The following is a 14851-nucleotide window of genomic DNA, read 5'->3' as shown; positions in this document are numbered from 1 at the left end:
CCCGGGATGCGATGCCGGCGAGGTCGGCGCCACCGGCCGAAGCCGTATGGTTCTCTGGCTCCGTCCATCGACCGCACGCTCGATCGACAAGGAGATCCACCGTGCCCGGCATCCGCAGCACCCGAATCCGCGCCGCTCTGTTCGCCGTCCCGGTCTCGCTCACGCTCCTCGGCACCGCCGCCGTGCCCGCCGACGCCACCGCCCACCACACCGGCGCGTCCCTCACCTGCCGCGGCAAGGGCGTGGATCCCGACGCGCGCGTGCGCTACCGGACGCAGACCGTGATCCACGCGTCGCTGCGCACCATCTGGAAGGCGCAGACCGACGTCGAGCGCTGGCCCTCCTGGCAGAGTGCCGTCACCACCGCGCAACGCCTCGACCACGGCCCGTTCCGTGCGGGCTCCGCGTTCCGCTGGACAACGCCGGTACCCCCCAACCCCCACACACCCTCGACCAGCCTGGACATCACCTCGACCGTCCGGCAGGCCAAGCCCGGGGCCTGCATCCGCTGGACCGGCCCCGCGGTCGGCGAAGGGCTGAGCATCGACGGCGTGCACGTCTGGAACTTCACCAAGGTCAGGAACGGCGTCCGCGTGAGCACGGAGGAGACCCACACCGGCCCTCAGGTCGATGCGAACGTTCCGGCCGCGACCGAGATCCTCCAGCAGGGCCTCGAAGCATGGCTGCGCGACCTGAAGACCACCGCCGAGGCCCACGCACACGATCGTGCCTGATCGCCGCTGAACGAGGGGTCGCGGCAGTGCCGGATCCGCTTGCGCCACGGGCTCCTCCATGAGAGCCAAAAAAAATCGGACGGCGATGTCGAGAACCCGTGACCGGCTCCGTCCCTGAGGTGAACGTGACCACAATGGGTCGCACCAGCACCGAGGAGAACACGATGGCCAAGTACTTGCTGCTCAAGCACTACCGCGGCGCTCCGGCTCCGGCCAACGACGTGCCCATGGACCAGTGGACGCCGGAGGAGATCTCGGCGCACGTGCAGTACATGCAGGACTTCGCGGCCCGGCTCGAGAAGACCGGCGAGTTCGTCGACGGTCAGGCGCTCGCCCCCGAGGGGATGTGGGTGCGGTACGACGGTGAGGGGCGCCCGCCGGTCACCGACGGCCCGTTCGCCGAGACCAAGGACCTCATCGCCGGCTGGATGGTGATCGACGTCGACAGCTACGAGCGCGCCATCGAGCTGGCCGGGGAGCTGTCGGCCGCCCCCGGGGCGGGCGGGAAGCCGATCCACGAGTGGCTCGAGGTGCGCCCGTTCCTGGCCGCGCCGCCCACCATCACGGAGTGTCCTCATCGATGAACGAGGCCCTGCTCCGGAGCCTCACGCCGAGCGTGCTCGGGATTCTCGTCCGCCGCGGAGCCGACTTCGCGGCGGCCGAGGACGCCGTGCAGGACGCGCTCATCGAGGCGGTCCGGGTCTGGCCGGCCGACCCGCCGCGTGACCCGAAGGGCTGGCTGGTGACCGTGGCCTGGCGCAAGTTCCTCGATGCGACCCGGGCGGACGCCGCCCGCCGCCGGCGTGAGGACCTCGTCGACGAGGAGCCGGCGCCCGGGCCCGCGCCCGATGTGGACGACACGCTCCAGCTCTACTTCCTTTGCGCCCACCCGTCGCTGACGCCGTCGTCCGCAGTCGCGCTCACGCTGCGCGCCGTCGGCGGACTGACCACTCGCCAGATCGCCCAGGGCTACCTGGTGCCCGAGGCGACCATGGCACAGCGCATCAGCCGGGCCAAGCGCACCGTCTCCGGCGTGCGGTTCGACCAGCCCGGCGATGTCGCCACCGTGCTGCGCGTCCTCTACCTGGTCTTCAACGAGGGCTACTCCGGCGACGTCGACCTCGCCGCCGAGGCCATCCGGCTCACCCGGCAGCTCGCGGCCGCGATCGACCACCCCGAGGTGGCGGGGCTGCTCGCCCTCATGTTGCTCCACCACGCCCGGCGCGCCACCCGGACCGCGCCCGACGGCAGCCTGGTGCCGCTCGCCGAGCAGGACCGCGGCAGGTGGGACACCGAGTCGATCGCCGAGGGCGTCGAGATCCTGCGGGCGGCCCTCGCCCGCGACCGGCTGGGCGAGTACCAGGCCCAGGCCGCCATCGCGGCACTCCACGCCGACGCGCCCACGGCCGCGGAGACCGACTGGGTGCAGATCGTCGAGTGGTACGACGAGCTCGTGCGCCTGACCGACAGCCCGGTCGTCCGGCTCAACCGCGCGGTGGCCGTCGGCGAGGCCGACGGCCCGCGTGCCGGGCTGGCCGCGCTCGCGGCGCTGGACGACTCGCTGCCCCGCCACACCGCGGTGGCGGCGTACCTCCACGAGCGGGACGGCGACCTGGCGACGGCGGCACGGCTGTACGCCGAGGCGGCCCGAAAAGCACCCAACCTCGCCGAGCGCGATTACCTGACGCGCCAGGCCGCCCGGCTCAACGCCCGCCGGTGTCGCTGACGGATCGCGCCTGGCAGGCCGACCGGCGTATTCGACTCGATCCATGGGGAGTTGGCACTTGGCCGGATCGTGCGGGGCACCCTTTCACAGGCGCGGGGGACGGTGGAAAGGTCGCCGGCATGACCGAGCAGAAGAAGACCCAAGACAGTCCCCCCTTCTACATCTCGAAGGACCAGGAAGCGCAGCTGCGCCTCGCTGCCGAAAAGATTTCCCCATCGCCGGCCATCACCCAGGCGTCGTCGTTCGACGAGTACGCACGTCAGCTCATGGTGCCGCCCGCGGTCATGGATCTGGCGCGCAAGGCGGCCGACATCCGGTTCACGACCTGGGAGATCGAGGGCATCCGCCAGCTCCTGGCGCCGGGCACGGCCGACAAGGTGCCGCTGTTACGGCAAATCCTGATCGAGAAGTCGAAGCTCGACTCCAGCCACCCGCCGTACATCCGCGTGGCCTGCACAGGCAAGGGCGACTACGACCATATCGCCGCGGCGCACGGGTACGAGGTGACGCACGAGGGCGACTACGGATCGCCGGTGGTGCTGGAAATCTGGCCCGCCCAGCACTATTCGCCGATGCATTCGCACGGCGAGACCACCGGCATCGTCTACTGCCTCGCCGGGCAGCTCGACGTGATGTGTTACGCCGGACTGGCCTGGGACGCGGAAAAGCGCGGACTGCTCACGCTCACACCGGGTCAGTGCGCCTGGCTCACGAAGGACACCTACGCGGTGCACAAGGTGTTCTGTCCCCTGGACGGCGGACCCAACCCCACTCCCCTCCTCAACGACACCGGTGATTTCGGGGCCAGCTTCCACGTCTACCTCAACCAGGACGAGTTGGGGGTGGCGACGGTCAACGACTCGGATTCGCGGGACGCCTTCGATTACATCGACGAAGTCACGCACGAGAAGAAGCAGTTCCAGACCTATTCGGACCTTTCCTGGCGCGTCCTGCGGAGCGTTCTGGCCCAGAACGCGCGGGACTGGTAGACCGCCGTCCCGGACGTCTCAGCTCGGGGTCGCCCGCCCCGGCGGGCGGGTCAGGGCCTGCTGGTTCGCGAGGGCGATGACCAGTTCTCCGGCCGCCGTCGGGTGCAGCGGGGCCCGGGCCGTCGGCCCCTGGACGAACGGGTCCTTGCTGCACAGCTCGTGGCCGGTGAAGTCCGGACGCACGGCGGTGAACCCTGAAGCGAGAGCCCCCTGCCTGAGTACGGTGTTGAGTTCGGTCAGGCGTGCGCGCAGAACTTGCGCCTTCTGCAGGGTCAGCCCTTCTTTTTTCAGGCAGTCGACGGTGCGGCCGAAGGGGTCGTAGTACTCGTTGACCAGGACCCTGGGGTGCTGGGGCAGGGCGGCGAGGTGCCGCAGCAGTTCCTGGTAGTCGAGGGTGAAACGGCTGAGCAGGTCACGGAAGTAGGCGTGCGTGGCGCGGTCGTCGCAGACCGGGGCCGCGGCACACAGCCGGACGAGGTCCTGCCAGCGCACGTCGTTGGCACCGATGCTGAGGGTGACCACCGAAGCGCCGGCGGCCCGCTGGGCGACGGCGAGCTGAGCCGGTGCCGACCGGCCGGACAGCTGCTGCGTGCCGAGCACGCCGTCGCGCACGGTGGCACCGGAGCAGGCCAGGTTGAGGACGTCCCAGCCGTTCACCTCGGCCAGCTTCCTGGCGAACGCGTCGCGGCTGCGCCCGCACGCCTTGTCGAGGGCGTCGCCGCCCGGCATCGCCCGGTTGCCGGTTCCCGCCGCCGTCGAGTCGCCCAGCACCACCGCCCGAACGCCCGGCAACGCCGGCCCGGCGGCGGGCCGGACCGGGCTGGGGGGTTCCCTGCCCACGAGATCGTCCAGTGTCCGTACCTCGTGCAGGACGCGGGGCGTGCCGGCGGCGAGCAGGGAGAAGCCGACGGCGTTCACCGCGATCACTGTGACCAGGCCGGTGCCGAGCAGCACGACCGTGCGGCGTGGGGGCGTGCGCCGGATGCCGGTCGCCGCGGCGACGACGAGCAGCATGAGACCTGCCGACACGGCGGTCTCCCACACGGCATAGCGCCACCAACCGGCCGCCAGGTCCCCTCCCACCTGCGACAACGCGGCGTGGCCACGTCCGGAACGCAAAAGCTGGGCCGCCTCGGCGTCGAAGGTGATCCGGGTGAGCTTCAGGCGCGGCCGGATGGGCCCGTCGAAGTGTGGTCTGGTCGCGATCTTCTGCCCGAACAGGTCGAGTTCGCCCGGACCGGACAGACCCCCGTCCGGGGGTACCGCGCCCACCTGCACGGTCTGCCCGGCGGCCGACACCGACTGCAAGGGGGTGATCCGGACGCTCAGCCATACGGCCGCCGTCGCCACCACCAGCAGGACGAGGGCGTGACCGAGCACCACCAGCGCCTTTCGCAGCGAGGACCCCACCGGCACATCCTCTCGGTAGCTGCCACCCAGCTCTGTTCAAGTGTGTCCGTGTCTGCCGGGATTTGGCCACGCACCAGACCGGGGATCTGTGCGTGCGGCGACCCGGCGCCCATCGCTGCCGGGGCTGCCGGGGCTGCCGGCGAGCGGGTCGGTATGCGGCGCGGTGGGCGTTCACATCATACGAGCGCCCCTATTTGACACCACTTAGCCTATTGTATGCATCGATTACTATTCATTGATGAGTCACGGCTCGTCGCATGCCGAGCGGCGAAGCGGCCATGAAGGGCGCCACCGGTCCTGTCGGGGCGTCAGCGCGCGAGGGGGGCACGTCGTGATGGCAGGCTGCTACGCCGTGACGACGAGCGGTGCTGCCACGGTCGGCACGGCCTCTTCCGGGCGCCGCCATGGGGCACGTATCGAGGCTCGAGCGCGCAACAGCGTTCCCGATACCGGCGTCGACGGCCGCCACGGCTGATCGACAGCTGATCGACGGCTGATCGCCGCGCGGCTCGTTTCCGGACCTCCGTCTTCTTCCTGGCTTCCGCATCGTCCCCCCGTCTGTCGCCCGTCTGTCGCCCGCGTGAGCTCACTCCGCTCGCCGACGTCGTCGTCATCGCAGAGCTTGGCGTCCCCGCTCCGCGGTCGGTGACGGTATCTCCTGGCCCATCCACGCGAAAAGTGCCACCGCCGTTCCCGCACCGATCGCCGGAGGTCCCTTTCATGCACCACACCACGGCTTTGTACGTCGAACTCGGCGCCGTCATCCTGGGTCTGGGGCTGCTGGGCCGGCTGGCAGGGCGGCTGGGCTTCTCCCCCATACCCCTCTACCTGCTCGCCGGCCTCGCTTTCGGCCGCGGGGGCATCGCCCCGCTCAGCGCCAGTGAGTCGTTCGTCTCCACCGGCGCCGAGATCGGGGTCACGCTCCTGCTGCTGCTCCTCGGGCTCGAGTACAGCGCCTCGGAACTGACCACCAGCCTCAAGACGCAGTACCCGTCCGGTGCGATGGACTTCGTCCTCAACGCGGTGCCAGGCGCTCTGGCCGCCGTACTCCTGGGCTGGGGAACGGCCGCCACGGTGGCCATGGCCGGCATCACCTGGGTCTCGTCCTCCGGTGTCGTCGCCAAGGTCCTCACGGACCTCGGTCACCTCGGCAGCGATGAGACCGCCGCTCTCCTCGGCGTGTTGATCATCGAAGACCTGGCGATGGCGATCTATCTTCCCCTCCTCACCACCCTCCTGGCCGGGGGCAGCCCGGCGGAGGGCGGATTCACCCTGCTCATCGCCCTGGCCACGGTCTGCGTCGTCTTCTACACGGCCGTACGGCACGGCCGCATCATCAGCCGGGCCGTGTCCTCGGACAATCCCGAAATGCTGCTGCTGATGGTCCTCGGTCTGACGTTCTGTGTCGCGGGTGCCGTTCAGGAACTCCACGTTTCGGCGGCTGTCGGTGCGTTCCTCATCGGCGTCGCCCTTTCGGACGATGTCGCGGAAGGCGCTTACCACCGTCTGGTGCCGCTGCGTGATCTGTTCGCGGCCGTCTTCTTCGTCTTCTTCGGGCTGAACACCGACCCGGCGGATATCCCGCCCGTCCTCGTTCCCGCCCTCCTGCTGGCGGCTTTCACCGCTCTGACGAAGCTGGCGACGGGCTGGTACGCGGCGCGGCGAGCGGGCATCGGCTCTGCCGGGCGGTGGCAGGCGGGGGCCGCGCTGATCGCGCGCGGTGAATTCTCGATCGTCATCGCCGGGCTCGCCGCCGGCGCCGCTCCGGGTATCGGCCCCCTCGCCGCCGCATACGTCGCCATCCTCATCGTCCTGGGACCGCTGTGCATGCGGTGGTTCGGACCCCGCGCCCACCCCCTCACCCGTAGTTCCCCCATTCCTCCGTCCGATGATGCGCCCGCCGGTGACGGATCTCCCCGCACGGGGACCGCGCCACCCTCGGATGCCGCCCAGACTCATGGCTGACTGCCGGCAGCTGGACCAGTTCCGCGCAGGGGCTGAGGGGAGGCGCTTCATCTGTGCTCAGGGCGCGGGGTTGACGATGAATTGCTGGCTGCGTTTTCCGTGGCACGGCTCCACGACAGCCTCGGCCCCTGCGGCCGTACTCCCGTCCTTGATGCCCAGGCATCCCCGGTCGTCCACCCGGAAGACGTACCGGCCGCTTCCCTCCGGTCCGGACGGCTCGATGCGGAACCGGCTGCTCTGCTCGCAGGCGTTCCACGGTTCCAGCAGCCCCGCGACCGGCTCCCCTGTCAGCGCCTTGAGGCAGCCCCTGCCTTGATCGGGGTGGTTCCACTGGATCCGGAAGGCATTGCCGTCCAGCGGCTCCAGCGTGGTCGTCTGCGGCGCGACCTCGTCGCACGGCCGCTGTACGGCGACCTGCGCTTCGTATCTTTGAACGTGCCCTTCCGTCAGGCACAGGCGCTCCGCGAGGACGGGGCGGATCCGCACGTGTCCTCCGGGCAGTCGGGGCGCGTCATGGGGTGATGCGGAGCTCCTGCTCCCGGCGCCCTCGGTGCGGCCAGGCTCGCCGGAGGCGACCAGTGCCCAGGCGATGGCGGCCGCCGCCAGGGACGGCAGTGCCACCGCCACCAGCAGCCCCGCCCGGCGGGGCCTCCCGGTGAGGCGGGTACGCCATGACGGCTTGCCCTCTCCGGCTGCGGGGGCCCGCAGCCGGGTGATCCTCTCGCGGGCCGCGAGCCACTCCGCGACCCGTTCGCCGTCCCCGCACGCCCGTACGAAGGCGGCGAGCGGTTCGGGACGTAGCGCGGTCTTTCCGCCCAGCGCGTCGGCGAGCGTGCTGCGCGGCAGCACGTCACCGTGCTCGGCCGCGCGTTCCTCCAACTGCCGGTAGGTCAGCCCCGAGCGCTGCTTGAGCCGACGCAGGGCGGCGGCGAACTCAGCGGCGTCTCCGATCTGTTGAGGCTGCGAGTCCCCCACGTCACCCAAGTCCCCCATGTGGGTATCGTGGCCCGCCGCTCTGCGTACTCACAATGCTGATTCCTGCCACGACACCGTGTCCCGGCCCCGGCCCCGCATGACCCGGCCGGCGCGGATGCGCTGTCCGTTCTGGTCGGCATGAATCTCGAATTCGCGCCACCGCTGCATGTCGATTCCGTCAGGCCAACCGAGGCCCGTGTGAGGCTGTGGGGTGCGCTGGCCTCGCAGGCGCATGAACTCCACCGTGGCGACCGGACGCCCGGCGGCGGCACCATGGCCGGTGCCTGTCATGCGGACGGTGAGGTCGTAACCGGCTGGGCTGTCCAGCGGGGCGACGAGGACACCGCCAGGGCGCAACTGCCGCAGCCAGGCCGTCGGGATGCGGCGGACAGAGGCAGTGGAGACGATCCGGTCGAAGGGGGCCCCAGCGGGGAAGCCCTGTTCCCCGTCCGCGGTCACCACCCGTGCGCGGACGCCCAGGGCCTCGAGCCGCTCCCGGGCCTGGGCGGCGATCTGTGGGTCGATCTCGACGGTGGTCAACGTGTCCGGGCCGGTGCGATGGGCAAGGAGGGCGGTGTTGTAGCCGGTGCCTGTCCCGATCTCCAGCACCTTGTCGCCGGGGGCAGGGGCGAGGTGGCGCAGCGTTTCGATCACGACGGTGATGCAGGAGATGCTGGAGGTGAAAGCCCCGCTCGCGGGGGCGTCCGGGGCGACCGCGCCGTCGTCGATCTGGGTGATCAGCGGTGTTCTGAGCAGGTAGACCGCCTTCAGCCACCGCTTCGGCGTCTTGCTTCGGTCGATCAGGGCGTACAGTCCGTCCTCGCCGGGGCGTGGCCACCACAGGCGATCGGGCGCGAAGTGCTCGCGCGGCACTGCGGCGAAGGCGTTGCGCAGCCACGACAGGCCGCCGAAGTAGCCGCGCGGGCTGGATTCCAGCTCCTTCGCGCACCGCGCCCGCAGAACCTCAGCGTCCATCGCCACGACCGGACTCCGTGTCCGGGCCGCTAGTCATCGTCATCCTCCGGCAGGGGTTCCTCCTGAGGCATGGGATTGCCCGGATCACCCGGACTGGAGTACGGGCCCCCGACCTCACCGTCACCCGACTGTCGATCCTGGCCACCCACCACGGCCTCCCTCCACCACACAGCTGAGCCGCTGCCCACAGTAGGAGGTACGAGGGTGATGAGGCGAGCGGTCCGGACGCATCCACGCAAAGGACAGTCGCGGTTAGATGACGATCCGCCGTACGCGGTGCGTGCAGCGGATGGCAGGCAGGGTGACCGGGCATCACGCCCGGGAGGCCCTTGCCGTGATCGCCCGAAAGCGTGATCGCCCGAAAGCCCGGATACCCCGGATACTCGGATGACCAGTCCGGGCAGGATGCCGGGCACTCGATGGCGCATAAGGGAGAGGCACATGGACTGCAGCGACCGCCGCGCGCGGGCCGCCCTGTCCTTCGGTACCGCTGCGGCTGCCTACCAGCGCGGGCGCCCGCCGTATCCCGCCCAGGCGATCGACTGGATGGTCCCGGCGACCACGCGCCGCGTCCTCGACCTTGGCGCCGGCACCGGCAAACTGACCCGCCAGCTCCACGAGCGCGGGCTGGAAACCATCGCGGTCGAGCCCGACGAGCAGATGCGCGCCGAACTGACCCGGGACCTCCCGGGCATCCCCGCGCTGGCCGGCTCCGCCGAATCCATTCCCCTGCCCGACCGCCACGTCGACACCGTGGTCGCCGCACAGGTCTGGCACTGGGTCGACACCGAACGCGCCTTGCCCGAGGTCGCCCGCACGCTCACCCCGCGCGGCACCTTGAGCCTGGTGTGGAACACCCACGACAAGCGTGCGGACTGGGTCGCCGACCTCGACCGGATCCTGCACCCGCACGGCATGCCGCCGACTCCCAGCGTCGGCGTCGGTGTCGACGCCGTCCAGCCGCCCTTCGCGCGCGTCGAGCACCACACCGTCGAATGGCGCGATCACCTCACCCCCGCCGAGCTCATCGACCTGGTCTCCTCTGGCAGCTCCGTCATCACTCTCCCGCCCACCGAGCGCACGGCCCTCCTCGCCGAAGTCCGTGCTTTCTGTGACACTCACCCCGCGCTGGCTGGCACGGACAACATCCCCATGCCGTACATCACGCACTGCTACCGCGCTCGCCTCTTGCCAACGTGAGCACCGGCATATCGACCACGCACAGCATCGGATCCTCCACCTGGGTGACCGCGGCCCTCCCGCGTCAACGTCTCCTCGACGGGCATCCTCAAGGCGCGCGCCGGTACGTCGGCTGGCCTAGGCTGGTGAGAAGGGAAAATACGGGATGTTTCTCCTGCCTGCGGCTGGAGAGGCGCAGGGCAGGTGAGTGTGTGCGCTCGAAGAGCGCGAGCCGCCCTGGAAGGAGCAGTGCAGCCATGCAGCGGAGCGACAAGCACGGGCCGAAGAAGGACGACGAGCTCAAGAAGGGGGTGCGGGCACAGCACCGCTCCGGTCGTCCCACCCGGTCCGAGGAATGGCGCGACCCGGAATCGATGGAACGCGACGAAGAGACGCCGCGGGAGCAGAGGCGCCACAAGAGGTAGGACGGTGACGACGCGCTCCGTGGTCTGCGGGGCCATCGCAGCGGGGTGCGGTCGGACAAGCTACGAGCGTCGGTCGTTCCCTACGGGGACCTCCCCTATCCGGATGCCGTACCTGAGGCGAAGAACCGGACATGGCGCGCGGTCATGACCGACGCCCGCACGCCTGTGACAGAGGGACGGACTCGGCCCAATGAGCACTGACGCGTACAAGCACTGGCAAGACCTGGAGGTCTGCCGCCCCGGCGACGTCCCGCCCGCCACTCCGCTGATGTGGCTGGCGGAGAAGCACCAGGTACACGCCGACCGGCTGACGAACCGTCTGCTCCCCGCCGACTTCACACGCGAGGCCGATCCGGCCACCACAGATGACGCCTTGGCGGTGCTCGCGCTGCGCGAGGCGATCCGCCGCGAGATGGAGTACGGCCGCGGTGCCCACGTCCGCGACGCCCTGCAACTCGGCGCCACCTGGAACGAGGCGGCAGCCGCCCTCGACATCACCCCCGACGAGGCCCGCGAGCTGCTGCGCGCCTGGGCCGAGGGTCAGCGCCACCTCTACACCGCGTCCGAGGAACGCGGCGAGCAGCCGCTGGGCCTCAGCGCCGAGCAGCACGCCGCCGTCCTGGCCCTCACCGAGCTCGGCGACGACGAGCCGGCGGAGGCCGACCGGTGAGATTCGCCCCGTTGCCCCGCTGCCTACAAAACCGAACTTAACGCATCAAATTCACTATGCTGCCGTGGAACATCGGACGGACAAGGAGGAGATGTGGGACCGGACGACGCAGGACGCCTCGGTGCGCGCCTGCACTGGACGATCCCTGCCGGTCCCCGCGCCCGCAGGGAGTCGCCGTGATCTTGATCAACCACGTTCCCGGCGGGCCCGAGCTGCTTCGCGAACTCGAACCCGTGGCGGCCGCCGAGCTCGACCGGCACCTCTCCCTTGCCAAGGAGTGGTTCCCGCACGAGTACGTGCCCTGGTCGAGGGGCCGCGACTTCGACGGCGTACTGGGAGGCGAGGCGTGGTGCCCCGAAGAGTCCTCGCTGACCGAGGTCGGGCGGATCGCGCTGACGCTCAATCTGCTGACCGAGGACAACCTGCCCAGCTACCACCATGAGATCGCCCGCATGGTCGACCGGGACAGCGCGTGGGACGCCTGGGTGCACCGCTGGACCGCGGAAGAGGGCCGCCACAGCATCGCGATCCGCGACTACCTGCTGACGGCCCGCGCCGTCGACCCCGTCGCCCTGGAACGGTGCCGCATGGCACACATGACGGCGGGATACCGGAACGACCACCAGGACGGCCTACTGCACTCAGTGGCGTATGTGACCTTCCAGGAAATGGCCACCCGTCTCGCGCACCGCAACTCCGGCAAGCTCTGCGGCGACCCGATCGCCGAGCGGCTTGTCGTGCGCGTCGCGATCGACGAAAACCTGCACATGATCTTCTACCGGAACCTCCTCAAGGCGGCCTTCGAACTCGCCCCGGACGCCGCCATGCGCGCGGTCACCGACGTGGTCACCGGCTTCCGCATGCCGGGCCACGGCATCTCCGGATTCCAGCGGAAGGCGCTGAAGATCGCCGTCGGCGGCGTGTACAACCTGCGCATCCACCACGACGACGTACTCCAGCCTGTGCTGCGCCACCTGAGAATCATGGAGCGTACCGGCCTGGGCCCGGACGGCGAGAAGGCACGCGAGGAACTGGCCGCGTTCCTGGCCGTTCTGGAGGCGAAGGCAGCGCGGTTCGACGAGCGCTTGGCGGCACGCACCGCACGTACGGCGGCCGGAGGAACGCCCAGCGAAGAAGATTCCGGCCCTGCGGCGTAGCCCTCATCAGTCGGCACCGCGCCGGAAGGTGACGCGGTAGTCCCGTGGGCGGCGTCCGGTGTGCTTGGCGAAGAGAGCGGCGAAGGTTCCCGGGTCCCTGTAGCCGACCGACGCGGCGATGCTCGCGACGGTTCGGTCCGTGGTCTCAAGGAGGTGGCGGGCGCGACGGACGCGTGACGACTGCAGGTATGCGAGCGGGCTCTGGCCGGTCTCGTCCGCGAAGCGGCGAAGCAGCGTCCGGGTGCTGACATGGAACGTGTCCGACAAGGCGGCGAGGTCGTACCGGTCGGTCAGGTACTGGTCGAGCCGTCGCATGACCTTGTGGGAGAACTCGTTGCCTGGCCGCGGAAGAAGTCGCGGGTCTACGTAGAGGGTTTGGGATATGCGCGCATCGTCGACGAGCGCCACGCGCGCGGTCGTCCGGGCCACGCCGGCACCGCTGTGTCGGCGGATGAGTTCCAGCGCGAAGTCGTACATGGCGCTGAAGGCCGCCGTCGTCGTCACCCCCTTGTCGGTGACGACGAGACGGTCGGCTCGGACATCGGTGTCCGGGCAGCGTCGGGCCAGTTCGTCCGCGTGGAGCCATGACGTCGTGGCCCGGCGTCGGTGGAGAAGTCCCGCCTCGGCGAGCAGGAACGCGCCGACGCAGATCGAGACCACGACGTCGCCCGCGGCGGCGTGTGAGCGTATCGCCGCGATGTCCGGGGCGAGGGATGTGAGTTTCGCATCGACGTCCAGGCCCGGCGGGTGCTCGAACCCCGGCACGACCAGGACGTCGACCTCGCGCAGCGGAGAGACGGCCAATGCCGCCCCGCCCGATGCGACGACGCGACGGCGAGGCGAAACGATCGACACCTCGTATCCGGCGTGGTCCGGGCCGGCGACGTGCATGGCCATCGTCAGGAGGTCGGGTACGCCGAACACCTCGGACGCGAAGCAGCCGGGATAGGCCAGGACACCGACCCGCAGCGCGCTCACGTTCGCCTCCTCACCACCGGCTGTGGCGAGACTACCCCCGTACATGGCGATCTGGCCTCTCACCGTGTGCGGGGTGCCAGGCCAGGCTGGGCATCATGAGTGCTTCCAACGGACGCTGTGTCGACGACGCGATCTCGGACTTCTCCCGCCGACTCGTGGACGTGGACGGGGTGGTGAAGACGGTGTACGCCGGGGGTTCCGGGCCGGCTGTCGTGTTGATGCCGGAGATGCCCGGCATCAGCCCTGACGTTCTTCGACTGGCGCGGTGGGTGCGGGATGCGGGCTTCACCGTCCACGTTCCCTCGCTCTTCGGGACCGACGGTGCCTGGCCCTCGGTCGAGGGCGGTAAGGAGGTTGCCCGTCGGGCGTGCGTCAGTGCCGAGTTCCGTGCGTTCGCCGGGGGCGGCACCAGTCCCGTCACGGCGTGGCTGCGGGGGCTCGCACGCCAGGCCCACGCCGAATGCGGCGGTCCGGGAGTCGGCGCGATCGGGCTGTGCTTCACCGGCAATTTCGCGCTCACCATGGCGATCGAACCGGCCGTCATCGCGCCGGTGGTCAACCATCCGTCACTGCCGCTGGACGACCCGGCCGGACTCGAGCTCAGTGACGAGGACGCGCGCGCGGTGCGGGACCGCGTCACGCGCGATGGACTGAAGGTCCTCGCCTACCGCTTCGACAACGACCGCTGGTGCACCGGCCGGCGCTTCGCCGCCTACCGGGCGCTTCTGGGTGACGCCTTCGACGGCCGCGTCCTTCCGGGCGGTTCCGCCAACACCGATCCGCCCCCGTTCTTCCGCGAGGTCGTCGGGTGTCCGCACAGCGTGGTCACCGCACACCTCGTCGACGAGGACGGACATCCGACGCGGAAGGCCAGGGACGAGATCCTCGCCTTCCTCACCGACCGCTTGCGGGAGGTGTGATGATCAGCGGGCCGTGGGCCGGATCGCCTCGTTCCCCGCTGTCCCCGCCGGTGTCGGCGGTGGTCACAGGTCGCTGCGCAGGAGGCTGTAGCCGACGAGGTCCCGGCGGTGGCCGTCGCGCAGTTGTGCGCCGCGGATGACGCCTTCCCGGTGGAAGCCGGCGCGTTGTGCCGCCCGCTGAGCGGCCACGTTCGTGACGTCGGTGGAGAGTTCCACCCGGAACACCTCGGTTGTGGTGAAGAGGTGTTCGGCGAGCAGGCGGGTGGCCGTGCCGCCGATGCCGCGTCCGCGTGCGGGTGGTAGCAGGACGAGACCGATGTTCCATGCCAGGCATGACACGGCGGGTCCGTAATGGACCGCGTGCCAGCTGGCGCTGCCGAGCAGTTCTCCTGTCGCGCCGTCGAGGACGCAGGCGCGCTCGATCGGGGTGTTCATGGGCGGCGGGCCGGCATCGGGGTCCCTGTCGACATCGAACGCGCCGTCTCCTCGGGAGTCGAGGATCTCTTCGTCGGTGGCGACCGGCTCCGCGAGCACGATGCCTTCCCGTGAGGCCAGGACGGTCCGGGACGTGAGTCCGTCGGTCGCCGCTTCGGGCATGAGCCCCTCCTTCCAAGGGATGCGGCTCAGCGTACAAGGACGGATCCCCCTTCGGCTGTGCCTGCCTACGGGCAGTGTCAGCACGCCCCGTCGCGGTTCCCGCCGGCACCGTCGCGCAGTTGAACACCTCACCGGCACTGCGAACCGAAGG

At 70.2% G+C, this 14851-nt stretch carries 15 protein-coding genes; 10 read left to right on the top strand and 5 right to left on the bottom strand.

Annotated features, from left to right (window positions below):
* The first annotated feature begins 101 nt into the window (after nucleotides 1–101).
* From ABZ956_RS25060 to ABZ956_RS25045, 4 genes are all read left to right on the top strand, one after another.
* The gene (locus ABZ956_RS25060) at nucleotides 102–734 is read left to right on the top strand and encodes an SRPBCC family protein (RefSeq protein WP_361897797.1); all 633 of its coding nucleotides are present in this window, start codon (nucleotides 102–104) and stop codon (nucleotides 732–734) included.
* A 164-nt stretch (nucleotides 735–898) separates the two neighbouring features.
* Nucleotides 899–1318, top strand: coding sequence for a YciI family protein (locus ABZ956_RS25055; protein WP_361897928.1), 420 nt, complete (start codon nucleotides 899–901; stop codon nucleotides 1316–1318).
* A complete protein-coding gene (locus tag ABZ956_RS25050; RefSeq protein ID WP_361897925.1) occupies nucleotides 1315–2460 on the top strand; it encodes a DUF6596 domain-containing protein in 1146 nt (381 codons plus the stop codon). The genes ABZ956_RS25055 and ABZ956_RS25050 overlap by 4 nt, the downstream gene beginning before the upstream one ends.
* Before the next feature lie 119 nt (nucleotides 2461–2579).
* Nucleotides 2580–3449, top strand: coding sequence for a hypothetical protein (locus ABZ956_RS25045; RefSeq protein ID WP_361897794.1), 870 nt, complete (start codon nucleotides 2580–2582; stop codon nucleotides 3447–3449).
* A gap of 18 nt (nucleotides 3450–3467) precedes the next feature.
* On the opposite strand, the gene ABZ956_RS25040 is transcribed toward ABZ956_RS25045, so the two are convergent.
* Nucleotides 3468–4859 (bottom strand): SGNH/GDSL hydrolase family protein, encoded by a 1392-nt coding sequence (locus ABZ956_RS25040; protein ID WP_361897792.1) that lies wholly within the window; start codon nucleotides 4857–4859, stop codon nucleotides 3468–3470.
* Between the two features lie 720 nt (nucleotides 4860–5579).
* On the opposite strand from ABZ956_RS25040, the gene ABZ956_RS25035 reads away from it, so the two are divergent.
* On the top strand, nucleotides 5580–6824 hold the full coding sequence (locus ABZ956_RS25035; RefSeq protein WP_361897789.1) for a cation:proton antiporter: 1245 nt from the start codon (nucleotides 5580–5582) through the stop codon (nucleotides 6822–6824).
* A 57-nt stretch (nucleotides 6825–6881) separates the two neighbouring features.
* Here the strand turns inward: ABZ956_RS25035 and ABZ956_RS25030 are convergent, their stop codons facing one another.
* Together ABZ956_RS25030 and ABZ956_RS25025 are read right to left on the bottom strand one after the other, a co-directional pair.
* Nucleotides 6882–7817: an XRE family transcriptional regulator gene (locus tag ABZ956_RS25030; RefSeq protein WP_361897786.1), complete on the bottom strand. Its 936-nt coding sequence runs from the start codon at nucleotides 7815–7817 to the stop codon at nucleotides 6882–6884.
* A 30-nt stretch (nucleotides 7818–7847) separates the two neighbouring features.
* The gene (locus tag ABZ956_RS25025) at nucleotides 7848–8774 is read right to left on the bottom strand and encodes a methyltransferase domain-containing protein (protein WP_361897783.1); all 927 of its coding nucleotides are present in this window, start codon (nucleotides 8772–8774) and stop codon (nucleotides 7848–7850) included.
* A gap of 441 nt (nucleotides 8775–9215) precedes the next feature.
* Between ABZ956_RS25025 and ABZ956_RS25020 the strand changes: the two genes are divergently transcribed.
* The 4 genes from ABZ956_RS25020 to ABZ956_RS25005 all read left to right on the top strand — a co-directional run bounded on the left by ABZ956_RS25020 (nucleotide 9216) and on the right by ABZ956_RS25005 (nucleotide 12205).
* Nucleotides 9216–9974: a class I SAM-dependent methyltransferase gene (locus tag ABZ956_RS25020; RefSeq protein WP_361897780.1), complete on the top strand. Its 759-nt coding sequence runs from the start codon at nucleotides 9216–9218 to the stop codon at nucleotides 9972–9974.
* Nucleotides 9975–10210: 236 nt separating this feature from the next.
* A complete protein-coding gene (locus ABZ956_RS25015; RefSeq protein WP_361897777.1) occupies nucleotides 10211–10378 on the top strand; it encodes a hypothetical protein in 168 nt (55 codons plus the stop codon).
* A gap of 190 nt (nucleotides 10379–10568) precedes the next feature.
* The gene (locus tag ABZ956_RS25010; protein WP_361897774.1) at nucleotides 10569–11048 is read left to right on the top strand and encodes a hypothetical protein; all 480 of its coding nucleotides are present in this window, start codon (nucleotides 10569–10571) and stop codon (nucleotides 11046–11048) included.
* 185 nt (nucleotides 11049–11233) lie between these two features.
* Nucleotides 11234–12205 (top strand): acyl-ACP desaturase, encoded by a 972-nt coding sequence (locus ABZ956_RS25005; RefSeq protein ID WP_361897922.1) that lies wholly within the window; start codon nucleotides 11234–11236, stop codon nucleotides 12203–12205.
* Between the two features lie 6 nt (nucleotides 12206–12211).
* Here the strand turns inward: ABZ956_RS25005 and ABZ956_RS25000 are convergent, their stop codons facing one another.
* Nucleotides 12212–13183: a helix-turn-helix domain-containing protein gene (locus ABZ956_RS25000; protein WP_361897772.1), complete on the bottom strand. Its 972-nt coding sequence runs from the start codon at nucleotides 13181–13183 to the stop codon at nucleotides 12212–12214.
* Nucleotides 13184–13278: 95 nt separating this feature from the next.
* Here ABZ956_RS25000 and ABZ956_RS24995 point away from each other — a divergent pair, with 95 nt between their 5' ends.
* Complete coding sequence (locus ABZ956_RS24995) at nucleotides 13279–14103, top strand: dienelactone hydrolase family protein (protein WP_361897769.1); 825 nt, start codon at nucleotides 13279–13281, stop codon at nucleotides 14101–14103.
* A 63-nt stretch (nucleotides 14104–14166) separates the two neighbouring features.
* Here the strand turns inward: ABZ956_RS24995 and ABZ956_RS24990 are convergent, their stop codons facing one another.
* Nucleotides 14167–14700 carry a GNAT family protein gene (locus tag ABZ956_RS24990; protein ID WP_361897767.1) on the bottom strand — a complete coding sequence of 178 codons (534 nt, stop codon included), beginning with the start codon at nucleotides 14698–14700 and terminating at the stop codon, nucleotides 14167–14169.
* Nucleotides 14701–14851 lie beyond the last annotated feature (151 nt).

The organism is Streptomyces sp. NPDC046261, assembly GCF_040646235.1.
Lineage (GTDB): Bacteria > Actinomycetota > Actinomycetes > Streptomycetales > Streptomycetaceae > Streptomyces.
Note: the sequence above shows the minus strand (reverse complement) of the source record. Positions and strands in the feature narration are given on the sequence as shown.

What these genes read in the sequence shown, in the direction of transcription:
- ABZ956_RS25055 (WP_361897928.1), top strand. Translation starts at nt 899, where the DNA reads ATGGCCAAGTACTTGCTGCTCAAGCACTACCGCGGCGCTCCGGCTCCG.
- ABZ956_RS25050 (WP_361897925.1), top strand. Translation starts at nt 1,315, where the DNA reads ATGAACGAGGCCCTGCTCCGGAGCCTCACGCCGAGCGTGCTCGGGATT.
- ABZ956_RS25045 (WP_361897794.1), top strand. Translation starts at nt 2,580, where the DNA reads ATGACCGAGCAGAAGAAGACCCAAGACAGTCCCCCCTTCTACATCTCG.
- ABZ956_RS25035 (WP_361897789.1), top strand. Translation starts at nt 5,580, where the DNA reads ATGCACCACACCACGGCTTTGTACGTCGAACTCGGCGCCGTCATCCTG.
- ABZ956_RS25030 (WP_361897786.1), bottom strand. Translation starts at nt 7,817, where the DNA reads ATGGGGGACTTGGGTGACGTGGGGGACTCGCAGCCTCAACAGATCGGA.
- ABZ956_RS25025 (WP_361897783.1), bottom strand. Translation starts at nt 8,774, where the DNA reads ATGGACGCTGAGGTTCTGCGGGCGCGGTGCGCGAAGGAGCTGGAATCC.
- ABZ956_RS25020 (WP_361897780.1), top strand. Translation starts at nt 9,216, where the DNA reads ATGGACTGCAGCGACCGCCGCGCGCGGGCCGCCCTGTCCTTCGGTACC.
- ABZ956_RS25015 (WP_361897777.1), top strand. Translation starts at nt 10,211, where the DNA reads ATGCAGCGGAGCGACAAGCACGGGCCGAAGAAGGACGACGAGCTCAAG.
- ABZ956_RS25010 (WP_361897774.1), top strand. Translation starts at nt 10,569, where the DNA reads ATGAGCACTGACGCGTACAAGCACTGGCAAGACCTGGAGGTCTGCCGC.
- ABZ956_RS24995 (WP_361897769.1), top strand. Translation starts at nt 13,279, where the DNA reads ATGAGTGCTTCCAACGGACGCTGTGTCGACGACGCGATCTCGGACTTC.
- ABZ956_RS24990 (WP_361897767.1), bottom strand. Translation starts at nt 14,700, where the DNA reads ATGCCCGAAGCGGCGACCGACGGACTCACGTCCCGGACCGTCCTGGCC.